General features: G+C 35.3%; 26 protein-coding genes. 21 read left to right on the forward strand and 5 right to left on the reverse strand.

The window, feature by feature from the left end; all coding sequences use genetic code 11:
• From LEP1GSC202_RS14935 to LEP1GSC202_RS14980, 9 genes are all read left to right on the forward strand, one after another.
• Nucleotides 1–754, forward strand: a 754-nt coding sequence (locus LEP1GSC202_RS14935; protein ID WP_015678686.1) for an IS3 family transposase, incomplete at its 5' end; no start/stop codon positions are given.
• Nucleotides 755–825: 71 nt separating this feature from the next.
• Nucleotides 826–1413 carry an LBF_2127 family putative lipoprotein gene (locus LEP1GSC202_RS14940; RefSeq protein ID WP_039929196.1) on the forward strand — a complete coding sequence of 196 codons (588 nt, stop codon included), beginning with the start codon at nt 826–828 and terminating at the stop codon, nt 1411–1413.
• Nucleotides 1374–1688, forward strand: coding sequence for a hypothetical protein (locus LEP1GSC202_RS20270; protein WP_039929161.1), 315 nt, complete (start codon nt 1374–1376; stop codon nt 1686–1688). The genes LEP1GSC202_RS14940 and LEP1GSC202_RS20270 overlap by 40 nt, the downstream gene beginning before the upstream one ends.
• A gap of 96 nt (nt 1689–1784) precedes the next feature.
• On the forward strand, nt 1785–2261 hold the full coding sequence (locus LEP1GSC202_RS14950; RefSeq protein WP_051125375.1) for a pyridoxamine 5'-phosphate oxidase family protein: 477 nt from the start codon (nt 1785–1787) through the stop codon (nt 2259–2261).
• Nucleotides 2251–2712, forward strand: a complete 462-nt coding sequence (locus LEP1GSC202_RS14955; RefSeq protein ID WP_015678700.1) for a GNAT family N-acetyltransferase — start codon at nt 2251–2253, stop codon at nt 2710–2712. Before LEP1GSC202_RS14950 ends, LEP1GSC202_RS14955 begins: the two co-directional genes overlap by 11 nt.
• Nucleotides 2713–3929: 1217 nt before the next feature.
• Nucleotides 3930–5471: an IS66 family transposase gene (gene tnpC, locus LEP1GSC202_RS14965; RefSeq protein ID WP_015678628.1), complete on the forward strand. Its 1542-nt coding sequence runs from the start codon at nt 3930–3932 to the stop codon at nt 5469–5471.
• 198 nt (nt 5472–5669) lie between these two features.
• Nucleotides 5670–5996, forward strand: a complete 327-nt coding sequence (locus LEP1GSC202_RS14970) for a DMT family transporter (protein WP_015678657.1) — start codon at nt 5670–5672, stop codon at nt 5994–5996.
• 9 nt (nt 5997–6005) lie between these two features.
• Nucleotides 6006–6524: a MepB family protein gene (locus LEP1GSC202_RS14975; RefSeq protein ID WP_015678604.1), complete on the forward strand. Its 519-nt coding sequence runs from the start codon at nt 6006–6008 to the stop codon at nt 6522–6524.
• Between the two features lie 266 nt (nt 6525–6790).
• A complete protein-coding gene (locus tag LEP1GSC202_RS14980; RefSeq protein WP_039929198.1) occupies nt 6791–7624 on the forward strand; it encodes an acyl-CoA thioesterase in 834 nt (277 codons plus the stop codon).
• Nucleotides 7625–7628: 4 nt separating this feature from the next.
• Here the strand turns inward: LEP1GSC202_RS14980 and LEP1GSC202_RS14985 are convergent, their stop codons facing one another.
• Nucleotides 7629–8345 carry a pseudouridine synthase gene (locus LEP1GSC202_RS14985; protein ID WP_015678701.1) on the reverse strand — a complete coding sequence of 239 codons (717 nt, stop codon included), beginning with the start codon at nt 8343–8345 and terminating at the stop codon, nt 7629–7631.
• A gap of 115 nt (nt 8346–8460) precedes the next feature.
• Between LEP1GSC202_RS14985 and LEP1GSC202_RS14990 the strand changes: the two genes are divergently transcribed.
• The 5 genes from LEP1GSC202_RS14990 to LEP1GSC202_RS15010 are packed head-to-tail and all read left to right on the forward strand — an operon-like array spanning nt 8461 to nt 13971.
• Nucleotides 8461–10263 carry an ABC transporter ATP-binding protein gene (locus tag LEP1GSC202_RS14990; RefSeq protein WP_039929200.1) on the forward strand — a complete coding sequence of 601 codons (1803 nt, stop codon included), beginning with the start codon at nt 8461–8463 and terminating at the stop codon, nt 10261–10263.
• Between the two features lie 54 nt (nt 10264–10317).
• The gene (locus tag LEP1GSC202_RS14995; protein ID WP_015678713.1) at nt 10318–11442 is read left to right on the forward strand and encodes a methyl-accepting chemotaxis protein; all 1125 of its coding nucleotides are present in this window, start codon (nt 10318–10320) and stop codon (nt 11440–11442) included.
• 15 nt (nt 11443–11457) lie between these two features.
• On the forward strand, nt 11458–11706 hold the full coding sequence (locus tag LEP1GSC202_RS15000; protein WP_015678669.1) for a hypothetical protein: 249 nt from the start codon (nt 11458–11460) through the stop codon (nt 11704–11706).
• A gap of 16 nt (nt 11707–11722) precedes the next feature.
• Nucleotides 11723–12403 carry a hypothetical protein gene (locus LEP1GSC202_RS15005; protein ID WP_015678606.1) on the forward strand — a complete coding sequence of 227 codons (681 nt, stop codon included), beginning with the start codon at nt 11723–11725 and terminating at the stop codon, nt 12401–12403.
• A gap of 47 nt (nt 12404–12450) precedes the next feature.
• The gene (locus tag LEP1GSC202_RS15010) at nt 12451–13971 is read left to right on the forward strand and encodes an SDR family oxidoreductase (RefSeq protein WP_015678675.1); all 1521 of its coding nucleotides are present in this window, start codon (nt 12451–12453) and stop codon (nt 13969–13971) included.
• A gap of 22 nt (nt 13972–13993) precedes the next feature.
• Here LEP1GSC202_RS15010 and LEP1GSC202_RS15015 read toward each other — a convergent pair whose 3' ends face one another.
• Entirely contained in the window at nt 13994–14497 is a 504-nt protein-coding gene (locus tag LEP1GSC202_RS15015) for a DinB family protein (RefSeq protein WP_015678626.1), read from the reverse strand.
• Nucleotides 14498–14760: 263 nt separating this feature from the next.
• On the opposite strand from LEP1GSC202_RS15015, the gene LEP1GSC202_RS15020 reads away from it, so the two are divergent.
• The 4 genes from LEP1GSC202_RS15020 (at nt 14761) to LEP1GSC202_RS15035 (ending at nt 17878) form a co-directional block, all read left to right on the forward strand.
• Nucleotides 14761–16368 carry an ArnT family glycosyltransferase gene (locus LEP1GSC202_RS15020; RefSeq protein WP_039929202.1) on the forward strand — a complete coding sequence of 536 codons (1608 nt, stop codon included), beginning with the start codon at nt 14761–14763 and terminating at the stop codon, nt 16366–16368.
• On the forward strand, nt 16365–16679 hold the full coding sequence (locus LEP1GSC202_RS15025; protein ID WP_015678683.1) for a hypothetical protein: 315 nt from the start codon (nt 16365–16367) through the stop codon (nt 16677–16679). The genes LEP1GSC202_RS15020 and LEP1GSC202_RS15025 overlap by 4 nt, the downstream gene beginning before the upstream one ends.
• 25 nt (nt 16680–16704) lie before the next feature.
• Entirely contained in the window at nt 16705–17463 is a 759-nt protein-coding gene (locus tag LEP1GSC202_RS15030; protein ID WP_015678615.1) for a polyprenol monophosphomannose synthase, read from the forward strand.
• Between the two features lie 121 nt (nt 17464–17584).
• A complete protein-coding gene (locus tag LEP1GSC202_RS15035; protein WP_039929165.1) occupies nt 17585–17878 on the forward strand; it encodes an STAS domain-containing protein in 294 nt (97 codons plus the stop codon).
• Here the strand turns inward: LEP1GSC202_RS15035 and LEP1GSC202_RS15040 are convergent.
• Nucleotides 17867–19510 (reverse strand): alpha-glucosidase, encoded by a 1644-nt coding sequence (locus LEP1GSC202_RS15040; RefSeq protein ID WP_015678714.1) that lies wholly within the window; start codon nt 19508–19510, stop codon nt 17867–17869. The genes LEP1GSC202_RS15035 and LEP1GSC202_RS15040 overlap by 12 nt on opposite strands.
• Nucleotides 19511–19591: 81 nt before the next feature.
• Between LEP1GSC202_RS15040 and speD the strand changes: the two genes are divergently transcribed.
• Nucleotides 19592–20353: an adenosylmethionine decarboxylase gene (speD, locus tag LEP1GSC202_RS15045; RefSeq protein ID WP_015678680.1), complete on the forward strand. Its 762-nt coding sequence runs from the start codon at nt 19592–19594 to the stop codon at nt 20351–20353.
• A gap of 23 nt (nt 20354–20376) precedes the next feature.
• Here speD and LEP1GSC202_RS15050 read toward each other — a convergent pair whose 3' ends face one another.
• Both LEP1GSC202_RS15050 and LEP1GSC202_RS15055 read right to left on the reverse strand, forming a co-directional pair.
• Nucleotides 20377–20937 (reverse strand): SCO family protein, encoded by a 561-nt coding sequence (locus LEP1GSC202_RS15050; protein WP_039929166.1) that lies wholly within the window; start codon nt 20935–20937, stop codon nt 20377–20379.
• Nucleotides 20921–22465: a methyl-accepting chemotaxis protein gene (locus LEP1GSC202_RS15055; protein ID WP_039929168.1), complete on the reverse strand. Its 1545-nt coding sequence runs from the start codon at nt 22463–22465 to the stop codon at nt 20921–20923. The genes LEP1GSC202_RS15050 and LEP1GSC202_RS15055 overlap by 17 nt, the downstream gene beginning before the upstream one ends.
• Before the next feature lie 263 nt (nt 22466–22728).
• On the opposite strand from LEP1GSC202_RS15055, the gene LEP1GSC202_RS15060 reads away from it, so the two are divergent.
• Together LEP1GSC202_RS15060 and LEP1GSC202_RS15065 are read left to right on the forward strand one after the other, a co-directional pair.
• On the forward strand, nt 22729–24903 hold the full coding sequence (locus LEP1GSC202_RS15060; RefSeq protein WP_015678679.1) for a hypothetical protein: 2175 nt from the start codon (nt 22729–22731) through the stop codon (nt 24901–24903).
• 13 nt (nt 24904–24916) lie between these two features.
• Complete coding sequence (locus LEP1GSC202_RS15065; protein WP_015678617.1) at nt 24917–25546, forward strand: leucine-rich repeat domain-containing protein; 630 nt, start codon at nt 24917–24919, stop codon at nt 25544–25546.
• Nucleotides 25547–25577 lie beyond the last annotated feature (31 nt).

Genomic DNA, 25577 nt, shown 5'->3' on the forward strand with positions numbered 1-25577 from the left:
ACTTTCTCTAAACAGAAGCCTAGATGTTGTTCTTCTTCCTAAATCAAGTTATTATTATCAGCCGAAAGCTATTGATGAAGAGACAATGAACGAAATTCGAAGACTTGCTTTTCGATGGAAACGGGAAGGCTATCGACGAATTTACCGAAGGTTAAGAAGGTCGGGTAGGACAATCAATCATAAGAAAGTATATCGACTATATTGCTTAGAAGGGCTTAAAATAAGGACAAAACCGAAGCGAAAGAAAAGAAATGCATCATCACAGCAACTACCATTGCCTAAGAATTCAAACGAAGTTTGGTCAATGGACTTTGTTTTCGAACGGACGATTGATGGAAGAAAGCAAAGAATTTTAACAGGTATTGATCATTTAACAAGAGAGAATACCATACTTCAGGCAGAGTTTACTTTTTCGTCAGAAAAGTTGATCAGATATTTAAACACCCTCGAAAGACTTCCAAGAGCATTTGTTTTGGATAATGGAACAGAATTTACATCCAAAGACTTCCAGAAATGGGCAGAAGATAAGGGGATAGAAATTCACTTTATTGAAAAAGGAAAACCAACACAAAATGCATTTATAGAAAGTTTCAATGGTAAACTTAGAGATGAGTGTTTGAATCTACACTACTTTAAAAATCAAAGAGAGTTAACCGATGCTTTGCGAATTTTCCAAAAGGAATACAACGACGAGCGTCTTCACTCTTCATTGAATTACTTGACTCCTTCAGAGTTTAAGCGATCTTATGGTTGAAATGTTTAGAGAAAACTAACTTATCCATTGGTACTGAAAATGGGGGCAGGTCACAAAAAATGACTCAATATATGAAAAAAATAATACTCAACCCCCTTTTCTTCTTTTTTCTTTTCAATTGTGCTTTTGATATTCGGCAATTGCCTAGCCCAAAAAAAATAGATTTCCCAATTGAGAGAAAAAACAAAAATATTTTAAACATTGGTGATTTTGAAATATTGAATAGTGATTTAAAGGAAATTGAAAGTGCATGGAGATATATTTTTATTTCTTATATGAACAATGATGTTTCAATTACTAATAAATATTTTATTACTGATAACGAAATGAACCAAAATGCAATTAATCTCGATGTTAAAATAAGACCAATTTTAATCGAAAATAGAAATCATTGGTGGAGCTTACCTATTATCTATCCGGCCACTTTGTTTTGGCCTTTTCATTTTAGAAAAATTGATTATAACATTTCTGTTGATTACACAATTAGCAAAAGCCGTAATATAATTTTATCTGATACTTTTGAAATTAATAATGAAGAAACAATCTATTTTTATGGATTAACAAGAACATTCATTTTTGAAGAATTTATTGAAGATTCGAACAAAAAGGCGTTAGACAAATGCATATCAAAAATATCATTACAACTCTTTCAATTATAATCTCTTTTTCTTGCATTTCCATACCAGAAGTTCCAAAAAATGAAACTCCTGAATGTTTAGCTCATTTCTTTGAAACTAGAACTAAAATGAAAAACTATCGCCATGGGCAATGGGGTATTTCCGGCGGTATAGCTTATTTGTCACTTTCACTTGCTTGGGCTGCTGGAGTCGATGGTTTATTTCCGTTGATCACCATTCCTTATTTTTTGTATATTCAAAAACAAGATGCAAATAAAATTTATGAAAATTACCTCGAGAAACATTGTAACAAATAATTTAACTCATCACTTAGACTTACCACTAAGCTACATCACCACAACCTATTTCAATATACTTAAAAGGGAAATAATTTATACATTTAAGATTCAATAATGATGATAACAGATGAAGTTCAAAGATATATTAAAAATTGTGTCCTTTGTTGGCTTGCAACTTCCAATCTAGATAGTGAACCCAATGTATCTCCCAAAGAAGTGTTCACACATAAAGATAACTCTACATTATTAATTTGCAATATTGCTTCTCCGATTAGCGCACTGAATATTTTGCAAAATCCAAAAGTATGCGTTAGCTTTATCGATATATTTATTCAAAAAGGCTTTAAGTTAAAAGGTTTTGCCCGTATCATAGAGAAAAATCATGATCATTTCGATGTTCTAATCAAATTCTTTGATCCTAGTATTATCTCGATTTTCCCAATTAAATCAATTATCCATATTGATGTAAAAGAAGTTCAACGTATAATGGCGCCAAGCTATCAAATTTTCCCAACAAGAACTGAGGATTTTCAAAGAAAATTGGCTATGAAAAATTATAATGTAACGGAGATACCTCCTTATGAATTTTGAAATCATTTCCTACTCTGAAGAATATAAAGACTACCTTAGAATTTTAAATTACGAATGGTTACAAAAGTATTTTAGAATTGAAGAGGGAGATGTTTATTCTTTATCCAATCCCAAAGCAGCTATTATTGACAAAGGTGGATACATTTTTTTTGCTAAAAGGGATATGGAAATTATTGGAACTGCCTGTCTCATGAAAAAATCAGAACAATTATTCGAACTTGGAAAAATGGCTGTTACTGAAAAGATGCAGGGATACGGCATTGGTACCTTACTACTTAAACATTGTTTAGAATTCTCAAACTCGATGAAAATTAAAACACTTGTCTTGTATTCAAATACAGAATTAAAATCCGCGATACACTTATACGAAAAATATGGCTTCAAACAAACTGAATTGGAATCGGGTCTTTATGAAAGAGCCAATATAAAAATGTTTAAAGACTTATTCTAAAGGATAGAAATTGGTTATTCTAATCATAGTGTCGTAATTTATATAAATTTAATCGCGACTCTCCATTACAATTTGGAATGAAGCTTCGTTTGATAGTGACACAACGTTCTTTTTTTCAATATTATTTAGATCAACGAATACGCCATCGGCTGGGTTGATATGGGGGTGAATCATGTTGTGGATTCAAATTTGGAATTCCTTACGGCATGCTTGGCGAAGGGAATCCATTTCACCAGAGCTAGGTGTAGAATTTCGCATTCCGAATCATTACAGAAACAAATGGATAAAAGTATTTTTCTGTAAGAAAAAATTAGGGTTTCTAGAAAAAAAGATGTGTTTATTACCTCAAGGAAATAATTTCTTTTTCCAAAAAGTCGAATCCACCTAACCTCTTGAGGACTGTCGATTGCAAAGTTTTGTGTGTACAGCTGATTTAGAGAAAGTCAATGCATACATTTTCAGAATCGATTTTACCGAATCCATTCTCTCGATCAAAATCCTAAACAAATGGGATATTCCCTCGTAATATGGAATTTTAAGCTTTGAATGCTAAAATGAGCTGCCAAACTTCTCCAGATTTAAAAATCGGAGTTCTGAAGAACAGGTTAAATTTTCGGGTCCGAACTTACTTCTTCGATGGATACCGAACAAATACTTCCAAACAACTTGCTAATACGTTTCGTCCGATCAAGTAACGACTCGACTGCAATTGCATATGACCTAAGCCTTGCGCTTAGAAGAAGGTTTGTTTTCCAATGAAAACTCAAGACTAAACACTTCATAAGCAGACAACACCAATAATTGCCAAATGGAAATTCTATTTGAAAAGCGAAAGAGAAAATTATAAAATCTATTTCCAAGTCAGAATCAAAAAATCTTAACCCAAAAAAACATTGCAACAATAATCCTCAATCTATTTAAAACTTCCCGATCCACCAATCAAATTTGTTCCTTTAGCACAATCTAACACAAAAGAATAGACCAAAATTCTAGACTATCCACTATTAACCGACCAAATCGTACCAAATTCCTAGATCCATTGAAAATCTCGCATAACAGGAGAATTCAACTAAATTGATAAACGATCGCTGTTAGGTTATACAGATTCTGAAGATGTGAAATGGGACCTAGAAATTCGTTCGTGTGATTACAAAAAAATACTAAAAAACAATTTTTTTTTTGACAAATAACAGGTACTATCCGATTATTCCTTTGCTTTGGACCTCTCAAACCTAACAGATAACCCTGATAATGTAAAGAACGTAACCGTTAAGCCGAAAGATGATGGCTGTAATCGCGCAGATTTTTCACCCACTCCGCAAAACAAAAACAACTGTTTAGAATTTGATCTAAATTCATTCAAATTCCAACTCTTTTCAAACACTTCAGATGATTTGTCACTCATAGAAAAAGACCAGGGTAGGATTTTTAATGAAATAGAAGTTAGTTTATTGGAAGAGAAAAATCGTCCCAAGAATCAGAAAAACGAAACGCCGTGTTTTATTGCAAATGAAAACCCAAAAACGAAAGATCAGACTATATCTTTTCGTTTGATTGATCAATTACCAATCAGAAAAATCATTCACGATATTCCAGCATCACGAAAAAAATGCAACTGCGGCGAAAAACTCAAATCGTTTGGATCAGAAACTATTGATAAAATCGAAATCCTTCCCCCACAAATCAATCTCATACGACACATTTGCCTAAAGTATGTTTGCACTAAGTGTAAGGACTCACAAATCAGAATTGCATCCGCTTTTCCACAATTTCTTCCAAAAGAACTAGCAGATGTTAGTATGTTGGCTTTTCTTTTTGTATCAAAGTTCTGTAAAGGGATTCCCTTCTCCAAACTTGGAACGCTCTTCTCTAATTTTGGTTTCGAGTTCAATACAACTACTTTCTGCAATTATGCATTTAACAGTTACGAACGATTAAAATATTTAGAAGATGATTTTTGGAAAGAATTATTTGCAAGTGTATCGATTCAAATTATTGAAACACCTATAAGAGCATCCAAAGAAAAAAATGAATCCAAAACACAGGCGAATCTGTATGTATTACGAGGTTTGAATAGAGGGAAATCAATCCTTCGATTTCATTACATCCATAGTCATAACAAACAATTTCTTAACGAAAAATTAAAATATTACAAAGGAATCATCCAAACGAAAGATATTGTTACATTCAAATCATTAACAAGTCCTGATTCAAAAATATCGAATGCTTGTTGTTGGGGAAATTTCCGAAGGATGTTTTCCGAAATCATTGCGACAGACGAAAAACATGAAGGTGCGATAAAACTTCTAAATTTTATAACTGAAATCTACGAAATTGAAGATAAAATCAAACCATTGAGTAGGGAAGAAAGAAAACTATATAGGCAAACAGTATCTAGGCGAGTCATAGATAAAATTTTTGAATTCATTGACAAAGAATTAAAAGTAATTCCTACCAATCAACTTTATGCGAATGCAATCCAATCGTTAAATTCCCAATCAAATCAACTTCTCGTTTTTATGGATCATCCGGAAATACCATTGGATACGGATCTAGCAGAAAACGATATACAACCATTCGTCAATCCAAACGAAAATTGGTTGTTTTCTGGTACTTCCGAAACTGCAGAAATGAGCACGTTTTTCTACTCCTTGTTGGAAACAGCTAAGGCAAACGGATACGATCCTTTTTTGTATTTAAAATCTTTATGTTTAAAGATTCAATCAGGAGAATCACCCAAGTTATTTCAAGTCGATTGATGCTCCGTTTCGTATCGATTGTATTTAAATTTCGTTTTCATCCTTCCGCCCGATATAGATCCCCTTGAGAGAAAAGCATAAATTCCCTCTCCTTTGAATGCTTTTTCTCCTATCTTCAAATCTATTGTGTATGAGGAAGATGATATCGAGTTTACAAGAAAAGTAACAGAACAAAAGTTCATCCTTAGGGTATAAAGTATGAATTGGATTCTCTTGTTGGTTGCAGGTATATTTGAAGTGATATTTGCATTTTGTTTAGGTAAAGCAAAAGAATCACAAGGATATGAAACGTATTATTGGTATTTGGGATTTTTTATCTCCCTATTGATCAGTATGGGTTTACTAATAAAAGTTACCCAAAGTTTGCCCATTGGAACAAGTTATGCTGTATGGACAGGTATCGGAGCAGTAGGAACAATACTGATTGGAATTTTATTTTTTAAGGAACCTTTAGAATTCTGGCGGATCTTTTTTCTGATTACATTGGTTCTTTCCATTGTTGGGCTAAAATTTCTATCTCATTAGAAACGTTACATGATTTCCAATATTCCCAGAGATAATGCTTTACCTGATTATTTATTCAATGTACAAAATATTTTATTAAATCCGTTGAAGGTAAACATACGCGAATTTCAGATGGAAGATGAGGGTTTTGAATACAAAGCTTGTCATTTCAAATGCAATCAAAAAAATATCCTCTTTCGAAAGGCAAAAATCACACCCAAAAAAATTGGTTTTTTTGTTACCTTATGGAAACGAAATACCAACGGTCAGATCCAACCGTTGACACAAAAAGATCCTATTGACATTTGCATCATAGAGGTTATCGATAAAAAGAAAATTGGTTACTTTCTTTTCGATAAACATATATTAAATGAGAAGGGAATTTTATTTGGAAAATCTAAAGGGAAACTTGGATTTCGCATTTATCCAAAATGGACTAAACCAACAAACAAACAGGCCATCGCGACGCAGAAATGGCAAATGCCTTATTTTTATGAGCCGAACACCAACGAAAACCAATGGAAATCAATTGCGAACCGATTCTCATAATCGTGTTTGTTTTTAAAATTAAAACTACGTCCCCCCAGATCAATTGTAAAATCAGAACATTCATTCAAAGATTAAGTTTGCATCCGCCAGTAAAACCTACCAAAAATTCCATTTTCATCCAAAATTCCTGCTTCTATGACGAACGGTAGACCATTTGGTTCACTTTAAATTCGATTTGAGCAAAGGATTAAATTTCAACAGATTTCACGAACCGAGTGTTTATGAATTTTTCTTTACCATCCAATGATAACCAAAAGAAAGGTGGTATGAATCAAATTTTTCGTAAAACGTTAACCACCCGGCATTTCGATTTGGACTGGAACAGGCATGTTACAAGTCGAACCTACGAAAAATTTGCCTATGATGCACGATGCGAAGTCCTAAAAGAATTTGGATTCTCTATCGAATCCATGTTAAACAATGCGATCGTTATTTCACCAAACAGCTCCTATGTGCGATTTTTAAACCAACAATTTGTTAATTCAGAAATTGATGTAGAAACGGAAGTATTCTCACTCCCAAATTCATCATTGTTTTGGAAACAATTGATGGTTGATAAGGATGGAAAAAAAGTTTGTACGATTGAATCAGTATCGTCTTTGTATCAAAATGGATTCCTACTTTCAATAGAAAACATTCCTAAAATCAATAATCAGAAACAACACGAATTTTCGATCCATCCAAAACCAATACAACAAAATTCTATTGAACATGACTATTATATTCCCTATAGTGATATGAATTGTTTTTGGATTTTACCTGCCGATGCAATTTGGAAAATTTTTGAAGAAGGTCGGTTTTTATTTTTTAAAGAAATCGTAGATTTTCAATTGATCAAAGAAACCGATTCCACTACTTTTTTTATGGGAGGTGAAATCCAAATTTTTCACCAACCAAGTCCAGGTTCCCATATAAAATTATATAGTTGGATCGAAAGTTTTGAGAAAATTCGATTTTACTTTAGACAAGATATAGTAGATGGTAATGGTAAACTTCTTGCGAGTATGAAAGACGAACAGCTGTTTGTTTCTTTGTCCAATTCTCGACCAAAACGAGCTCCATCTGCCTTTTTTGAAAAAATAGAAAGGTTTATTGAATGAATCATTATCTCAGTTTTAACAGTGTTTCTTCTTCCGGTGTAAGTTCCCGATAACTCCCTAATGTAAGATTTGGATCCAAAACCAAATTTCCCATCTTCACACGTTTCAAATATAGGACTTCTTTTCCTAAACTTTGAAACATCCTTCGAATTTGTCGGTATTTCCCTTCTTTCAACCATACGGTAACAACTTTTGGATTTCCTGGATTGGGAATGGCGAGTCTTGCTGGAAGAGTTTTGTACCCATCATCCAACACAATTCCATGTTCAAATTGTTTGATATCATCTACAGTCACTTCATCTGATATTTCTGCGTAATATTCCTTTTCAACAAAATGTTTTGGTGAAGTATAATAATGTGCCAAAGTGCCATCAGTTGTGAATAATAGTAATCCTTCTGTTTCCTTATCCAACCTTCCCACTGGAAACAAATTCATATTCTGATGTCGACTTGAGAGATAATCCATTACTGTTTTTTCTTTTGGATCTTCGGTGGCAGTGATACAGTCAGGAGCTTTGTTCATCATGAAGTAATAAAATTCTTTTCTCTCCAAAACTTCTTCATAATAAACAATAACATCGTCTAGGGAGACTTTAAATCCTGGATCTTTAATGATCTGCCCATTAACTGTTACACAACCTTGGTAAATTTCTTTTTTCACATCGGAACGTGAACCCAAACCATAATTACCAAGAACTTTGTCTAATCGCTCTTTTGCCATTTATGTTTAACATGGAAAAATAAATCTGAATTTAGAAAAGTGCATTTCTTTGTTTTCCTTTGAAATAAAACAAAAAATGCTACCGATTCGGATTCACAAAAACAATCTAACCAATATGTTCGGAACCTTTTACCGTATAGTCCAATCCTCTAAAACTGCTTTCCATCTATCATACAAAAGTTCAGCAAAACTGACAGTACTCATCACACTTCTGACAATATTAAATGGATTATTCCCCTCTATCCTTGTATGGATTGGCAAACTCATCATTGATTCAATTTTAAATTCCAAAACAGTATTCACGAGTTGGAATGAAATTTTAAGATCCGAAACTGCGATTTATGTTTATTTGGAGGGAATCATTACCATATTTTTTTTTGGATCCCAAAAACTTTATTTTTTATGTACAACCTTACTTCGGATCAAACTAGGACAAGAAGTAAACGAAAGGATCTTGTCAAAAGCAATCACTTTGGAACTTACACATTTTGAAAATTCTGAAACATATGACAAGATGACGCAGGCACGTTCTGAAGCTTCCTCTAAACCTCTATCTATGGTGAATCGTTTTTTTACCATCACTCAATCTTCCATCACAATCATTAGTTTTTTTGGATTACTTGTAAAATTATCTCCTATTGCCTCTTTCATTCTCATCATTGCTGCAATCCCTACCTTCATCGCTGAAACACGTTTTTCTACACACAGTTTCCGTTTATTCCGATGGAAAGCCAAAGAGACAAGAGAACAAGTATACCTTGAAACATTAATGGCAAGAGAAGATAATGCAAAAGAAATATTATTATTTAACCTTGGTAAAGAATTTTTAAACCGTTATAAAAACAATTTTCAAAAAATTTATTCAGAAGATAGAAAACTAACTTTGAAAAAATCTATTGTAAGTTTTTTCTTAGGACTGATTAGCCAATTAGCATTCTACGGTACCTATGTTTGGATCATCAGTTTAGCCTTAGAAAAAAAAATCACTTTAGGTGAAATGACAATGTATTTGGTGATTTTTCGACAAGGCCAAACAACTTTTGCCAACGCATTGTCTGCTTTTGGTGGAATCTACGAAGACCACCTTTATATCGAAAACTTAATGGAATTTTTGAACCTACCAATTTTACAAAAATTTGGTAAATTCAAAAATCAAAAAAACAAATCAGGTATCATTTTTGATTCGGTTTCTTTTCAGTACCCAGGATCCCAAACAGATTCATTAACGAATGTTAGCTTTGAGTTAAAATCAGGTGATAAAATGGCAATCGTTGGTGAAAACGGTTCTGGCAAAACAACTTTAATAAAACTATTAACTCGTCTGTATACTCCCTCTTCGGGCTCTATTTTTTTAGATGGAGTCAATTTAATGGAATGGGACGAAGAATATTTACGAAAACGCTTCGGGGTCATCTTTCAAAATTTCGTCCAATACCAATTTAAAGTAGGAGATAATATTGGAATGGGAGATGTAAATAAAGTCCAATCGGAAAATGAATGGACTCATGCTGCAAAATTAGGCATGGCACATGATTTTATCAACCGATTAGAGCTCAAATACCACACACGTTTAGGTAAATGGTTCCAGGATGGGAGGGAATTATCAGGAGGGCAATGGCAAAAAATTGCGCTTTCAAGAGCCTTTATAAGGTCTGAAGCAGATATTCTTATATTGGATGAACCTACTTCGGCAATCGATGCAGAAGCTGAAATGAAAGTATTTGAACATTTTAGAGAACACACACTTGGTAAAACGGTGATCCTCATTTCCCATCGATTTTCTACGGTGAGGATGGCAGATAAAATTTTAGTTTTAGAACTAGGTAAAAAAACGGAATGGGGAGATCATAAAAGTTTACTGGCAAAAAAAGGAAAATATGAAAAACTATTTCGATTGCAACAAGCTGGATATCAATAAGATTTAGGCCGACTCCGATACTCTAAATAGATCTAGTTCCCGAGGTTGGTGAAAATGGATGATCAATATTCAAATTTGGGGATGCGAAAACTCAAAGAACTGATTGATTCCTTTGGGGAACGTTCAAAAGAAATTGGTTCCGTTGCATCTTCAATCCAACAGGTAGCAAAGCAAACCAACTTACTAGCGTTAAATGCATCAATAGAAGCAGCTCGAGCAGGAGAACATGGCCGTGGATTTGAAATCGTTGCAAATGAAGTCACAAAACTTTCGTTCCAAACATCTGAAGCCACCAAAAAAATTTCAGAAATTTTATCTCGAATTAATTTAGAAAATTCAGAAGCAAATGCAGATGTTTTAGAGATGGAAAAACAGTCCATCATGGAATATGCAGAACTATGGACGAACAATATTGCAAAAGAACTCGAATCTAAGTTTTATATAATGGCGACTTCGCTTTATGGATTAAAGTTTTTAATACAAAGTTTGGTTCATGCCAATATAGGAATGAAACGAGAACATCTTTTACTCATTCTACAAGAATATTTAATTCAAAACGAACAACAGTTAGCTTACGCAATTTGTTGTGAACCAAACGTGATCGACGAAAAAGATTCTGAATATACAAACAAAGAAGGGCATGACTCAAAAGGAAGATTTGTACCATATTGCCATAGGCATAATGGTCGGATCTCAATCGAACCTCTGCAGGGATATGACATACAAGGTGAAAATGATTGGTACATCCTTCCTCGTGATTTAGGGGAAGATGTGATGATGGAACCCTACGATTATCCAATCGAAGGAAAAACGGTAAAGATGACAAGTCTTATGACCAATTTATTTTTACATTCAAAATTTGCGGGAATCTTAGGTGCAGACTTTTCATTAGAGCAACTTCAAAAAGAATTATCTCCAAAACAACTCTTTGGTCTGGGAAAAACATCTTTGGTTACCTATGAAGGTAATTATGCATCCAATCCTGAAATGGAAAAATTAGGAACTCGAGTTGAATCACTTCCAACCGACGCTTTCCTTGCCATTCAGAAAGGAGAGGGTTATACCTTTATCGATTCGAACCAATTTGCCCGCATTTTAAAACCAGTACGAATTGGCCAAAGCAAACGTCCCTGGAGTATCTTGGTAGAATTCAATATTATTTCTATTTTGAAAAAGTAATTCGTCTAATAACAGATGAAAGAATCAAGAGACGAAAACCTAGAAGCGCAAATCATAACTTTGTACAAAGAAAAAGAAGAACTAGAACTAAGTCTCGGAACTTCTGATACAGATGCAATTTTAGAAGAATTTGAATCCTTAGGGAAAGAATTATCAAAACTATATTCATTCAAAGAAAATTATAGAAAAGTTGATACAAATTTGATTCGAATCGATTCCTTACGCGCCGCATACATTCCAAAACATCGATTCGAATCGACTTAAAACGAAAGGCATCATTATGGAACTACATTTCATCAAAGATAAATTGACCAATCATTCGTTTACACGTTCCGTTTCAGAAAACCTAGATGATTGGGTCATTGGTTTTGAGCAAAACCAAGAGCAAAAAAAACAGATTCAATCTTGGTTTGATTCTGTGATCCACCAATTCATACACATTTTAAATGATGTGGAAGTAAAGGAAGAGTTGAGTGTTCTCCTATTTTCAAAGTATGTAGAACTAAAATGTTATTGGAAACAGTTAAATACCCAAATCCAATACCAGAATTTTAACCGAGGGGACGCGGATCCAGATTTGATCATCAAAGCTTCTCTCACTACTTATATCCTCATCGCATTAGAACCGATGATCCATGAAGAGGACTTAACTGAGATCCAACAGTTTTTAACCAAACCAATCCGTGAACTTATGATTGAGGAAACATCACAAGATCTCATCCAAAATCATTCTGATGAATCCGAAAACTACTTGTTAGAACAACAAATAGAAGCCTTGTACTATGACAAAGAGAAGTTACTTTTACAATTGAATTGTACGGATGTGGCTGGTGTCATAGAGGTCATGCAAAACATGAGAGACCAAGTCCAAAGTTTGAAACAAGAAATGGAAGATTCGTGCATTCTGGATGGGCAAATCCACTTCACAGGAAAACGTAGGATTAGGATTCAGAAAAACTAATCCCAAAGAGAGTTGCCCTAGCCCAATGTTCCTAAAATTCTGGTTTTATGGACATCGATTCTTTACTTGGTGAATTAAAAACACTGATCAATTCACCCAAAGAACTTGTAACCTTACCAGAAGAAAAACGGCTGGAACTCATGATCCTTTGCGGAAAAATTTCCAGACCAGATCGAAATGAAGTTCGTAAACGCAATCGTACTGTCCGTGTTGAAAAAAAACAAATCATCAAAATTCAGGAAAAGCAAAAAACTGCCTTAACTGGCATTAGACGAGCACGCGAAAGTTCAGTTTTCAAAGCACCATTACAAATTTCCAATACTGCCGGTTGGTCCTGGGATACGGCAACAGAATTATCACAGCCTAAACCATGTTATATCTGTAAAACACCATTCACCAAACTTCATTTTTTTTATGACTCAATGTGTCCGAATTGCGCGGATTTAAATTATTCAAAACGATACCAAACAGCTGATTTAAGAGGGACTGTGGCCGTGATTACAGGCTCACGCCTTAAGATTGGTTACCAGGCAACACTCCTACTGCTTCGAGCCGGTGCGAGAGTCATCGCGACAACAAGATTTCCAATTGATTCGGCCATACGTTTCACAAAGGAATCTGACTTTCATATGTGGAAGGACCGATTACAAATTTTTGGTTTGGATTTACGCCACACCCCGAGTGTGGAAATTTTTTGTAAGTTTTTAGAAAACCATTTAGAAAGATTGGATATCCTCATCAATAATGCTGCCCAAACAGTGAGAAGACCACCAGGTTTTTACGCTCATCTATTGGAAATGGAAACAACAGCCATTTCTGATTTACCAGCTGAAACACAAAAACTATTATCCTTTTACCAACATTGTAAAAACGAATTGGACTCGTATCGTTCTGATACAGAAATGAAAGACACGGCAACTGCACTGGCTGTGAGTTGGAACCATAAAACTCCAGGTGTGGGCATTCGTTCTTCGGCGGCTCTTTCTCAAATTCCATATTCTCATGACAATTCCCATGAATTAGAAGCAGTTTTTCCTGAGGGAAAGTTAGATGCTGACCTTCAACAAGTTGACCTTCGCAAAACAAATAGTTGGCGATTGAAACTTGGTGAAATTAATACATCTGAAATGTTGGAAGTACAACTTGTAAATGCAGTGGCCCCTTTTGTTTTGTGTAATCGATTGGTAAGCCTCATGCGAAAAGATAACACAGGTAAAAAACATATCATCAATGTCTCTGCTATGGAAGGGAAATTTCATCGCTTCAAAAAAGAAGATCGGCACCCCCATACCAATATGGCAAAAGCAGCACTGAATATGATGACTCATACCTCCGCAGAAGATTTTGCAAAGGATGGGATCTTTATGAATGCGGTTGATACAGGTTGGGTGACAGATGAAGATCCGATTGAACTTGCCAAACGCAAACAAGACCTACATGATTTCCAACCACCTCTTGATATTGTGGATGGTGCTGCAAGAGTCGTCGATCCATTGTTTGACGGAGTGAATACAGGAAAACATTGGATAGGGAAATTTTTGAAAGACTATTTCCCTATCGATTGGTAGTTTGTGAATCGCTGGTAAAAGATTAGGTAGTTGAAAACTGTTTTGCGTATAAGGTTGCGGGAGAGTACCCAAAACGAATTGGAACAGAAAACCCGTATCCTTTCAAAATCATAGCAATGATGGCATAGTGGTGCACGGTATGCGATACTAAAAACATTAATTCTCGTTCAATTGTGGATGATAAAACCGGTTTGGGAAAATCAGGATTGTAATTTTGAGAGACAAGGATCTGTCCCTCCGGAATTCCATTCTGTTGCAATTCCAAACTGATCGAACTTAACGTTTCGATGGCAAAGGCTCGATTTGTTTCGAGTTTCACATTCCTTTTTCGGTTATCGTAATCAATGTAACCACAAGACATTCCCTGAAAAAACATTTGGTAATGTTCTATGATGTGACGAAAGTGTTCCCCAACCGAAGAAAGATTTTCATTCCCTGCTGGATGGTACAAAGAATCAGGCAAAACCTCTAAAAGAGTGATTCCTTCTGACAATAGAATTTCATTTTCTTCGAATAAATTTGGCATCTTTTTCCCATTTTAGACCAATCAATCAAAAACTTCCTCAAATTAATTTTGCCTTTGGAAAGAATTAATTTTCAACAATACCTGTTTACAATTCCGAAACCCAACCTCAGTTTCAAATTCTCGCTTAGACAAAAAAAAATGTAGAATGAGTGAAAAAATCTCTCCAAAAAACGAATTCTGTTTTGATACTATTTCAATCAACTGCCATTTTATTATATTGACTGACCAGTCAGTTTTTAAGTTTATGGAAAACTATGGTGATTATGGTTCCCATTTTGAGTGCCCTTTTAGTTTTCATTTTTGGAGCCATCATTGGATCGCCTGATGCCCCTTTCCCACAAGGGGATGAAATCATGCACATCCGTTCCATTCGCGAAAGTTTGGAAATGGGAAGTTACTTACTTCCAAGTCTTTCCGGTCTACCAAATCCTTACAAACCCCCCTTACTTTTTTGGTTCGGTATGACTTCCGACCAAATTTTTGGTGTGGGTTATGTTTCGGAACGACTTGTTCCTTTGGTTTTTGGTTTTGGTAGCTTATATCTACTCTATCGATTGGCATTTTTGATTCGTAATGCAAGAATTGAAGCTGCTTTCACATCCATTTTGTTTGGATTTTCATTTTTATCTCTAAAATTCTTTAGCCTTATGATGATGGAAGGGCTGATGGTATTTTTCGTTTTGTTTTATTTTTATCATTTTTACCTCTACCGTATAACAAAACGAAAGGTTTACTTGGTTGTGGGCAGTATCGTATCAGGAATTGGGTATTTATTAAAAGGTCCTATCCTTCATGTGTATCTATCTCTATTTATTTTAAGTTATTTTTATGTGACAGTGATTCGTTTTAGAAAAGGAAAATTATCTTTCAAGTGGAAACAATTTTTAGAAGATAAATTCGTTGTATTGTCCTATGGGTTAACCTTTATTGTTCCCGTTTTTTGGATTTTGTTTTTGTATTTGTACGTTCCGTCCGGGAAAGAGTTACTAAGATTTTTCTTCATCACGGAAAATGTAGGTAAGTTTTATTCTGCAAACCAACCAGGCATTCGTATTTGGTTTGGATGGATTCTTTATACGATTCCTTTTACAATACCTTTGTTCCAAATGTTATGGAACTCCGTCCTCAAAAAGAATCAAACGAAACAACAAATCTATGTACAAACTATTTTTGTATTTTTAATTTTGGTCACAAGTTTACACCTCCTTCCAAATCGAAAAGATCCTTATTATGTGACACCCTTTGTAAGCTTTTTATTTTTGCTTCCACTCTTTAATCGTATGAGCTGGAAATCATATCTATTAACAAAAACAAACCAGTATTCAATTTTAGTTGTCTATTTCATTTTGATGAGCATCGCCATCATTGTGAGACTCCCCTATTTATTTGCCGTTTCACTTTTTGTTACAGTGGTTGTAGCCGGTTCTTTATTTTTGGACCAAAACAAAACTAAAAAATTTTGGGTCATTTTGCTCTCACAAATAACAATCATTCCGATTTTAATCTTTTTTTTACTACGACCCATGTCAGATCCAAACCTACCGGAACAGACATCAGATGCCAAACGAGAGAACATTTGTGTTGTGGCAGAGAATCCTTGGACAGCGATGGATGTACAAAACAAGTTGGAAGAAGCAAAAATACAATTCTCTCTTCCATTAACCATTAAAGAAAATTGTGCCAATTCAAACTATTTAATCAATTATACCAGTACAGAAGTTCCTAACGAATACATACTTGTAAATTCATGGTACCACTGGACCCAACACTTACAGATGGATTTACCAACCATTTTCAATTCAATGATGAAAATGGATCTAACAAAATTCAAAACAAAAATTTCATTATGGAAACGGGGAGTTGGCAATTGAAGAAATACGGAATCTTAGTATTAATTTTGTTTTCAGTAACCATTTGGGACCTCTCCAAAAACAATTTCCTGCAATTTGGGAAAAAAGTTTCTACAATGGAAGCACCTAAATGTAAATCGATGTGTGAGTCAGTAAACAGATGTTTGAGTGATGAACAAAAACAATTACAAGACCCAAAACTTGTCCAGTTTGCATGTGAGATACTCTGCACTAAACAATACCAATTGTTTGAAGGATGTTCCCAAGCCATTTTAACTTCCTGCCAATCAGGAGAAGTATGTATCAAAAATTTAACAAAGGGGCTTTTTTAATTATAAAGAAGTTGAATGACCAGTCATGCAAGATAAAACAAGTATCATCATTCCAACATACAATGAAGCAGGAAATATCAAAAATTGTGTAGAAACGATCACTCGTGTATTAGAGGAACAGGCAATCACCTTCGAAATTATTATTGTGGATGATAATTCTCCAGATGGAACTTACGAAGTAACAAAAGTGATGGCAAAATATGACCAGAGGATCAAACCCTTTGTCAGACGAAATGAAAAAGGATTGAGTTCTGCCGTTACCTTTGGATATGACAAAGCAAGTGGTGATAAATTGATTGTTGTGGATGCAGATTTCCAACATGATTACACTAAAATCCCTGATCTAATCCAATTGCTGAATGAAAATGATATCGTTGTTGCCACAAGAAGGAGCCAAGATGGAGGTTACGGAAATTTTCCCATCTTACGCAAGTTAGCAAGTCTTTTTGCAACAAAAATATCGGAGTGGTTATTCCCTGTAAAAATTTCGGATCCGATGAGTGGTTTTTTTGGAATTCGTAAATCCGTGTATTTAGACACCAAAGACAAATTACACCCTAGGGGTTATAAAATTCTCTTTGAAATCTTAGGTGTTGTCAAGACGGACAAAATCGCGGAAATCGGATATACCTTCGGTCTCCGTACTTGGGGGCATTCCAAATTGGATTCCTTTGTGATCTTTTACTTCCTTTGGGATTTGGTTTCCATCAAATGGAACCAATGGAAGGAGTCCCATCCACTTTTATACGGTTCAAAGGGGAGGAATTCTCACACCCATCCATAATTCCAACTTGAGTGAATTTCAAAAAAAACATGGATTGAAAAAGATTTTTTAAATTCGTTTTTTGCATTCGATCCCTAAGGTATTTTGATTGATTACCGTAGATCATTTTGTGAGGGACAAAATGGTTACGGAAATCACAAACGAAAAAAGTTACCGAGTGGAAACCAATCGATTGGACTTGTATTCCGCAAAAAGTTTGGAAGAAGATATGACAAACCTCTTCCAACCAGGAACAATTGCCATCTATATCGACTTTTCCAATGTAGAAGAGGTTTCCTCAGCCGTTCTCGGATTACTCTTATACAAAAAGATGACCTTCCAAAAACAAGGTGTCCGATTGTATTTGGTCAATGTAAAACCACAAATCCATAAGATCTTAAAAATTTTAAATCTTAGTCACCACCTACTTCCTTAACGATTTGGATTCCGTCATTCGTAAAATCATTCCAGACAGAGAAGGCAATTCCAAAAACGATTCTCTTAGTTTCGACCCACCAAAAGCATAAATCAAATTTGTTTTATTTGTTAGAGGTAACTTTTGCAATTGATTTCCAAAATTGAGATACACATGTAAGATTGTCTCTTTATACTTTCTTTCAAAACACAAAACATCCATTACGTTTGTCTCAATGACTTCTAAACTTCCTTCCCTCACTGCTTGCCACTCTTTCCGAATCTGGAACATGGATCGGTATTGGTTCCATAATGAATCTTTATCTCTTTTTTGCTGGGCAACGGTGTCTTCTTTTTGAAAAGTTCCCACGGGTAACCAAGATGTTCCATTGGTAAAACCTGCATTTTTAGAATCGTCCCATAACATCGGCAAACGGCAATTATCTCGGTTGATATAAATTCCAATTAAGTTTGATAAAAACAAAGGAACAAACCGATTCATTTTAGCAATTGGATCTTTACCTTTGAAGTTGGAAATACGACCTTCCTTACGCCCAATTTCTTCCCCGTAATATATAATGGGGACACCTCTTGCCATAAACTGAAAACAAACTAATAATTTTGCTTTTCTTTTATCACCGCCTAATCGATCGATGTAACGCCTTTGGTCATGGTTCCCGAGTACATACGTAGGTGTAAATGGTTTTGGAAAAATGGTTTCATTTTTTAAAAGTAAATTCTTAAAAAACTTTGCTTTGAATTGGAAGTGGATGAGTTCAAACTGAAACACTAAGTTAAGACCATCAGCTTTTTCACCCAAAAATGATTTTAGGACTTGGTCAGAACCACTCACCTCTCCAATGAGGAAAGGTTTGTGTTTGTATTTTGATACATGTTTTCTTACTTCTTTGGCAAAAGAAAATGATTCTGGTAAATTTAGATTGTATTGTTTTTTTTGAAAAAACGCCTCATCATGGTTATCTGGTGTGGGAAAAAATCGAAGGCTAAATGGATTATCACGAAAACTTTCATCTTTATAAATGGAATTGAAGATATCCAATCGAAATCCATCTACACCTTTTTTTAACCAAAAATCTAGCACACCGAACATGGTTTGTTTGACCTTTGGATTTCGATAATTGAGGTCAGGTTGGAAGGATAAAAAATTACTATAATAGTATTCGTCCGTTGCTCTGTCATAATTCCAACCTGATTTTCCTACCATTGAAATCCAGTTATTGGGAGGTTTTTTGGAACCTTTTTTCCAAATATAAAATTTTCGTTTGGGATTTGATGGTGAAGATTTTGATTCCAAAAACCATGGGTGTTTGTCCGACGTATGGTTCATCACCATATCGAGCACCACTTTCATTTTCCGTTTGTGAATTTCTTTGATGAGCCGATCACAATCCTCCATCGTTCCAAAACGAGGGTCAATCTTTGTATAATCAGCAATGTCATAACCAAAATCTTCCCCTGGGCTCAAGTAAAAGGGAGAAAACCAGATTGTTTCTACCCCTAATTCTTGGATCTCATCCAAACGATTGAGGATTCCCTTTATATCACCAATTCCATCCCCATTTGAATCCTGAAATGACCAAGGGTAAATTTGGTAAATCGATGTTTGTTTCCACCATTCCGTCTTGTTTTCCATGACTTTTCTAAATTCCTTTCGTTATTTCAGTTGCTTCTTACCTAATCACCGAATTTCTGTTCTTTATACAAGCAGGTAGCAATGGATAAAGAAAAAATCAAACTTTCCGGTTTCAACAATCTGACAAAAGTTTTGAGTTTCAACCTCTACGATTTTTGCATCACTCTCGATGATGAACAAAAAGGTAGGTACGTTAGTTATATCCACGACAAATACAATGCTAGTAAAATTACAGAGATTTCAAAAGAGATCGTGAAGCGAATTGATGCCAATATCCTTTCTGTTTCAGCACAGGATTACGATCCAGTTGGTGCATCTGCCATGGTCCTGATGAGTGACGTAAAAGGTGGTGGAAATCCCATTCCTTCTGCACAAGTGAGTATGCACTTGGACAAATCCCATATCACTGTCCACACATACCCTGATGCCGCCGATCCTGATGGAATTTGTTCTTTCCGAGTTGATATCGATATTTCTACATGTGGGGAAATCATCCCTCTTGATTCTATTAACTTTTTATTTGAAGCTTTTGAGTGTGATGTTGTTTATATCGATTACGTTGTAAGAGGTTATACACGACTTGCGGACGGTAGGAAAATTTATAACGACCATCACTTCAATTCCATCCTTGACTTTATCAAACCAGAGATCAAAAGAAATTATACCTATCTTTCGGATATCAATATGCCTCAAGATAACACTTGGCAAACAAAAATGATGATTCGTGAACTAGGACCTGAAAACTATTTGTTAAATCCTGAAGACATCTCTCATCCAGAGGTGCAAAACAAAATGAAATTACTTAGAGAAGAGATGAAAGAAGTGTATCACATGATCCATTAATGGATCAAACTGTGACAACAGATTTAGGGATGGGTCAAAATTTCATTTTGGATTTTAACCCAATCCTTCTCTTTTAATTGTGGTAGAGTATAAACAAACTCTCTTTTTGGTGGGATCAGAAAAAATTGGGTACCATGTTCATCTCTTTGTTTCAGTATTTCATGTTCAGGTAAGTAGGCACCTAACCTTCTGTAGAATCTTTTTTCTGCTTCGGAACTTGACCGAAGGGCGGTAATCTGCAAAGACTTTTGGTAATATGCTAAATACTCCCCTATGGCTTCTTCTGTTTCCTTTGGGTCAGTCACTAAAAAATAAAACGAAAACTCTGTTTTTGGGAAACGATTTCGAAACTGTCGTAAGGCTTCGAGTGCCAAAGGGCATTTTTTACCACAACCAACTAATCCTGGATAAATGATAATCCAATTCGAGTTCAATTCCGACTGAAATCGAATTTTACAAAAATCACAACTTACTTTTCGATAAGAACTACCGAAAATTTGTAAATAAAAACTGAAACCAAAAACAACAAGGGCTGCAAAAACCCAAACCCATCGTTTCCAATTAAATTTAGTTTGCACTTCCATGATCGATCATTGAAGCAAGAGTCTCCACTGAATTGTTTAAATTATTAAAGATCACATTCCCTTTATCAATAAATGAAATCATTTCAGAACTCGTATTCAAATTGGTTTGTGTTTTTAAATTCAAATCCATAATGGAATCAGAAATTTCGATCATACTGGAAGATTGTTCTTTGCTCGAAAGTTGCATTTCCTTGGCAATTTGATCGAGTGTGGTAAGAGCATTCTCTTGTTTTTCAAACGCAGACAGTGTGCCTGAAATTTTTTCCGTTAACTCTCCCATTCCAACCTCAGAAGATAAAATAGATTTCACGAAACCTTGCACTGTTTGGTTGATTTGATTTGATTGTTTGAAACTCACTTGGATTGCCGATTTAATTTTGCCTGAAATTGAGGAGATGTTTTTTGTCGCTTCTGCTGTGGAATCGGCTAGTTTGGAAATCTCTGATGCCACTACGGCAAATCCTCTTCCCGCATCACCAGCCCTTGCTGCTTCAATGGATGCATTTAACGAAAGCAAGTTGACCTTTTCTGCAATGTCAGAAATCAAATCTAAAATCTCTTCCATCTTTTCAGAATCATCGACTGCAACTTCCATTGATTGGTACAAAGTTGAAAACTCAGATTCTGTTTTTTTCACTGACTCTGCGGACTCTTGGATTTTTTTTCTCATCACTTCTAATGATTTTACAAATCCTTCATTCAAATTAAAAAGGTTACGATTCAATTCTTCCACTTTTTGCACTTCTGTGATTTGGCGGTTACTTCCTTCTAATATCAACTGGCTCGAAGCAGTGGTTTCTTCTGTTGCGGCAGAAATGGCTTCGATGGAGGAAGATTGGTTTTGGAAAGAAGATTCAAACTCGCGAACTGCTTTTGCAATTTGATTTGAATTTTCTAAGTACATTTTTGTGCCTTGAGACACCTCGTCAATCGCAGCTGTCACACCAGCCATCACTGTTTCTAAATTTGTTTGTGTTTCAATTTGTACTCTTAAATCTTTCACCGATAAAAACGAAAAATAAATTAAGATCCCGGTTTCCATCACAACAAAAAGTGCATGGGTAAAAACAATTTCGAGTCCTGTTCCATAACTATAAACAATCACTTTGGTATCAAAGAAAACAGCTCCAAACTCTTGCAAATAATTCCCCACTAAATGGTGGATGGCAATGGTTAGTGCTGCAACAAACATTACCTTCCAATCGTCATACACAAATAAAACGGCGAGTGCACTGAATACATGAAAGTGCATTTCGATCCTGCCAAATTGGGCTTGGATGAGTAGCGCACTAAACATCATGAGTACGGTACCATTCCAGGCACGTAAGAAAAAACTTCCTCGAAACATCCGATAAAATAAAAACGATAACACTGCAAACAAAATGGCTGAACTAGTGACAACAAAAGTGGCACCATAACCAAGTGAGAGAAAAAAAACAAGGGGAACGTGAGCTAAAATTGCCCAAACAAAAAATGTATCAACTTTCTTCTGGCGTTGCAACAAAACTTCTGCCAATCTTATATCCATATACTAATAGACGGATTTATCTTATAAAATACGAGTCAATAATTGATATCCGAATGTTTGCGTTCATAATTCTCTTCGTCATAATCGAAATCCTTCTATTTAAGTTAGGAAAAGAGTCATTTTATCTATTTTACTTCCTATGATTGGGATCAAGTTACAAAATCCTGAATCGATTCTTTTCTTTCATTTCTCGTAAATATCGCTACTTTCTCTCTTGCCCTTTTCCTAATTCTTCTGTAGACTAGTGACTTAGCAGGTGCATTTTGGAACCATTTTCAGAACTTGGTGCAACAGAAAACCCACACTTGGGCAGTGTTTCTGAGCCAAATTATTTTATCTCCTTACCTAAAAATATTGCCAGTTATTCATTAACCTCGCAAGCCATCTTAGAAGAATTAAGAGTTAGGCACCGAAGGTTGGAAATGCATGGGAGTGCAGAAATCACTCCAACTTTATTTTTAACTTTGGATTTGATTCCAGAACTTTTATCAAAACAAGTTCACTTAACGGATTCCCATAGATCAGGCTCGGCGATTAAAGAAGCTCTGAAAGAACTTGCTGGCCTTACCGAACACAACAAAGAACCTGTTGTGTATTTTTATCCTTTCATTTTACAGGTTGACCAAAAATTGATTTTTCGGGTCAGTATGATCGCTCCTCAAATCAATGAAAAAACAGATATTGTTCCTTTCCGAAGGTCTTGCTTTAAATATAGCATTGATTTGGTGGATCTATTACTCAAGAATCGATCAAATCAGAATTTGGTATTAGAGGAAGAGAATCCAGGTTCAAACCTAATACGTGCCGACCAAAAAGGGAAGGTTTATTTTTTCCCAACCAAACTCAGTTTTGAATCAGAACTTGAATCCATCATACGCAAAAGTATGGAGCCATATGGACCGTTACCTGTAAAAGACTTTATCATTGATGTCATCACTCGTGGAAAAGAAACAGCAAACCTAGTTGAGATCGTTCCTGGGTATCATTTCGTATTGCCAAGTGGATCCCACCACCCTGAATATGCCAAACACCTAGCTGTCCAACTTGATGGACTCAAACAGTTTGCTTTCCCATTTCTAAAACGGTATGCAAGTGAGAATCATTATGAATCCTATAGCGAAACACTAAAACATTTAGAATCCAAATTTCCAAAACAAACTGAGGAACTTTACAAACAAGGTCCTCTTCTGATCCCAGAAGTACTTCAAATTTTAGGAAACTTTCCTTTTGATAAACTGAATGGAGACGAAGCCACTCGCATAAAAAATAGTATCCAAGATAGTCTGATCATTTTACAAAAATTATCACGTTTTCTTTCAGAGCAGGAAAAAGAAGATGCGGAAGACGAGCTATTTTCCCTCATCCAACTCCTAAGTACAAAAATAGAAGAGAATACAAAAAACACACTCACCCTTACCAAACTCAACTTGTATTCTGAGATCAAAACACTGAACTTAAAATCTGATTCCGAGAAGAAAAAGGCAATCGATACAATTGTAAAAACATTATCGGATACATACGGGTGTTTGGAGATGAAGGAAGAAAATTTCCATGTATTATTTGCTTTGGACCAAAAGTTACTCTCGAAGGTAGAGGAAAATACATTCAAACTGGCAAAAACAAACCCTGAGGTTCGAAATGAACTTCCGATCCTTGATCAGATCCGCATCATCTTGAAAAACCGTTCCGACGTTTCCATCGACAAAGAAGAAAGAACGGACGAAATAGATGAAGATGGAACAGAGGAAAAAATACCATCTACGAAATCAGAACCAAGAATCTCTTTTTCTGCCTTACAAGAAAAGTTTCATGTTCCGATCGGTGTTTTTAGTTTTCTTTTCCTTTCGTCGGTTGTCACCGTTGTTTCCTTGCTGATAGGAAGTCTTGATTACATCGGGAGTGGATTTTTGATCAGTTTTTTTGTTGGTCTGATCCTTGGATATTTATACAGAAAGGATGGCAAACCAAAACCAATTTCAGAAAAACCGAAACCAACACTTCCAAAAGAAAATCGATCCCTTTCGATTGCAAAGGTGGCAGAAAGTTTTATTTATCCTAAAAAGTTCAATAGCATTGCGGAAAAAGTGTATGATTCCAAACGATTGCGTAATCACATTGAAGAATGTGTGGACGACATCATACTCCAATTGCCAAGTGCTGACAGAAACAAGGACTCCAATAAAATTGTAGCCGAGATCGAACATGCAATTTTACAAATTTCCGTTGTGATGAAAATCCCAGAAGCCCTCCAATTAAAAAATCGATCGAAAGAACTCATCCTCTCCAAAGCTGACTTTCGTACCATCTTATTCCGAACACAACTGGCTGAATACTACCGTAAGGAAGCCAGTTTGTATAAATCTGACCGTGACCAAATGGATTACATCCAGTTTATCATCCGAGAATTAGAATTTGGCTATAATAAATATCTGAAATGACAAATCTGGTTTTATGAAGTCTTTTATTTACAATACACTTTCAGTCCTTTTGTTCACATCCTTCCTTTTGCAATGTAATAAAAAAGTTGTGAATGCGGAAGAATGGATTTTAGAACACAAAGAGGATCGTGTTTTTAATCTTTCCAATAAAGAGTTTGGAGAATTACCAAAATCCATTGGAGAATTGACAAAAGTAGAAGAACTCACCCTCCAGTATGATTCATTAAAGGTACTTCCGAGGGAAATTGGTAACCTCAAACAATTAAAAATCCTAAATCTTTTTGGAAATCCACTCACCTCTCTGCCAGACGAAATTGGCAATTTAGAAAACTTGGAAGTTTTGTTACTGGGAAGGACGGAGCTAAAGGAAATTCCCGCCGTCATCTCACGATTGAAAAAACTAAAAACCTTAGCTCTCGACGAAACGAAGGTGCAACTAACAGAGGCGGATGTGGAAGTGATCGCCTCTCTACCAGGACTTGAAATTTTAGACCTCACCCTTATGAGGGAATACAAAACCCTTCCAAAAAACCTGGCAAAACTTGCCCACCTAAAACATCTTGTTTTACAAAAGACCCTATTGGAAAAATCAGATGTGGTGAGACTACGAAACGAACTCCCTAAGGTTCGTGTCAAACTCTAAGGACTAAAGATTTTTTTTCCGTTTTCTCTCT

The sequence above is a fragment of the Leptospira yanagawae serovar Saopaulo str. Sao Paulo = ATCC 700523 genome (genome assembly GCF_000332475.2).
Taxonomy (GTDB): domain Bacteria; phylum Spirochaetota; class Leptospiria; order Leptospirales; family Leptospiraceae; genus Leptospira_A; species Leptospira_A yanagawae.

Bases quoted from the DNA above. Each gene is read 5' to 3' on its own strand.
- LEP1GSC202_RS15040 (WP_015678714.1), bottom strand. From the start codon at position 19,510: ATGGAAAACAAGACGGAATGGTGGAAACAAACATCGATTTACCAAATT.
- LEP1GSC202_RS14940 (WP_039929196.1), top strand. From the start codon at position 826: ATGAAAAAAATAATACTCAACCCCCTTTTCTTCTTTTTTCTTTTCAAT.
- LEP1GSC202_RS14980 (WP_039929198.1), top strand. From the start codon at position 6,791: ATGAATCAAATTTTTCGTAAAACGTTAACCACCCGGCATTTCGATTTG.
- LEP1GSC202_RS15005 (WP_015678606.1), top strand. From the start codon at position 11,723: ATGGAACTACATTTCATCAAAGATAAATTGACCAATCATTCGTTTACA.
- LEP1GSC202_RS15035 (WP_039929165.1), top strand. From the start codon at position 17,585: ATGGTTACGGAAATCACAAACGAAAAAAGTTACCGAGTGGAAACCAAT.
- LEP1GSC202_RS14975 (WP_015678604.1), top strand. From the start codon at position 6,006: ATGATTTCCAATATTCCCAGAGATAATGCTTTACCTGATTATTTATTC.
- LEP1GSC202_RS14995 (WP_015678713.1), top strand. From the start codon at position 10,318: ATGGATGATCAATATTCAAATTTGGGGATGCGAAAACTCAAAGAACTG.
- LEP1GSC202_RS15000 (WP_015678669.1), top strand. From the start codon at position 11,458: ATGAAAGAATCAAGAGACGAAAACCTAGAAGCGCAAATCATAACTTTG.
- LEP1GSC202_RS15030 (WP_015678615.1), top strand. From the start codon at position 16,705: ATGCAAGATAAAACAAGTATCATCATTCCAACATACAATGAAGCAGGA.
- LEP1GSC202_RS15050 (WP_039929166.1), bottom strand. From the start codon at position 20,937: ATGGAAGTGCAAACTAAATTTAATTGGAAACGATGGGTTTGGGTTTTT.
- LEP1GSC202_RS14955 (WP_015678700.1), top strand. From the start codon at position 2,251: ATGAATTTTGAAATCATTTCCTACTCTGAAGAATATAAAGACTACCTT.
- LEP1GSC202_RS15020 (WP_039929202.1), top strand. From the start codon at position 14,761: ATGGTTCCCATTTTGAGTGCCCTTTTAGTTTTCATTTTTGGAGCCATC.
- LEP1GSC202_RS15015 (WP_015678626.1), bottom strand. From the start codon at position 14,497: ATGCCAAATTTATTCGAAGAAAATGAAATTCTATTGTCAGAAGGAATC.
- LEP1GSC202_RS14990 (WP_039929200.1), top strand. From the start codon at position 8,461: ATGTTCGGAACCTTTTACCGTATAGTCCAATCCTCTAAAACTGCTTTC.
- speD (WP_015678680.1), top strand. From the start codon at position 19,592: ATGGATAAAGAAAAAATCAAACTTTCCGGTTTCAACAATCTGACAAAA.
- LEP1GSC202_RS14985 (WP_015678701.1), bottom strand. From the start codon at position 8,345: ATGGCAAAAGAGCGATTAGACAAAGTTCTTGGTAATTATGGTTTGGGT.
- LEP1GSC202_RS15065 (WP_015678617.1), top strand. From the start codon at position 24,917: ATGAAGTCTTTTATTTACAATACACTTTCAGTCCTTTTGTTCACATCC.
- LEP1GSC202_RS14970 (WP_015678657.1), top strand. From the start codon at position 5,670: ATGAATTGGATTCTCTTGTTGGTTGCAGGTATATTTGAAGTGATATTT.
- LEP1GSC202_RS15055 (WP_039929168.1), bottom strand. From the start codon at position 22,465: ATGGATATAAGATTGGCAGAAGTTTTGTTGCAACGCCAGAAGAAAGTT.
- LEP1GSC202_RS14950 (WP_051125375.1), top strand. From the start codon at position 1,785: ATGATGATAACAGATGAAGTTCAAAGATATATTAAAAATTGTGTCCTT.
- LEP1GSC202_RS15010 (WP_015678675.1), top strand. From the start codon at position 12,451: ATGGACATCGATTCTTTACTTGGTGAATTAAAAACACTGATCAATTCA.
- LEP1GSC202_RS20270 (WP_039929161.1), top strand. From the start codon at position 1,374: ATGCATATCAAAAATATCATTACAACTCTTTCAATTATAATCTCTTTT.